Annotated in this window: 1 protein-coding gene; it reads right to left on the bottom strand. The window is 68.8% G+C overall.

Annotated features, from left to right (window positions below; genetic code table 11):
* The coding region (locus KUM38_RS27775; RefSeq protein ID WP_217133089.1) for an acyltransferase domain-containing protein at window positions 1-388 on the bottom strand (388 nt) is incomplete at both ends.

Raw genomic sequence — 388 nt, 5'->3', positions numbered from 1 at the left:
CCCGACGGCAGCGCCTGCATCAACCGGCCCCGCGCCGCCACCACCGCCGCGGCATCCTCCAGCGACCACACCCCCGCCACATGCGCCGCCACCAACTCGCCGACCGAGTGCCCGAGCAGGAACTCCGGCCGCACCCCGAACGACTCCACCAGACGAAACAGCGCCACCTCCACCGCGAACAACCCGGCCTGCGTGAACACCGTCTCGTCCAGCAACCCCTCAGTGCCCTCCGCCCCGAACACCACATCCCGCACCGAACACACCACATGACCGGTCAACTGCCGGTCCAACTCGAACACCGCCGCCTCGAAAGCCTCCGCGAACACCGGGAACGAAGCACACAACTCCCGCCCCATCCCCACCCGCTGACTCCCCTGACCACTGAACA

The sequence above is a fragment of the Streptomyces sp. AC558_RSS880 genome, from assembly GCF_019049255.1.
Lineage (GTDB): Bacteria > Actinomycetota > Actinomycetes > Streptomycetales > Streptomycetaceae > Streptomyces.
Note: the sequence above shows the minus strand (reverse complement) of the source record. Positions and strands in the feature narration are given on the sequence as shown.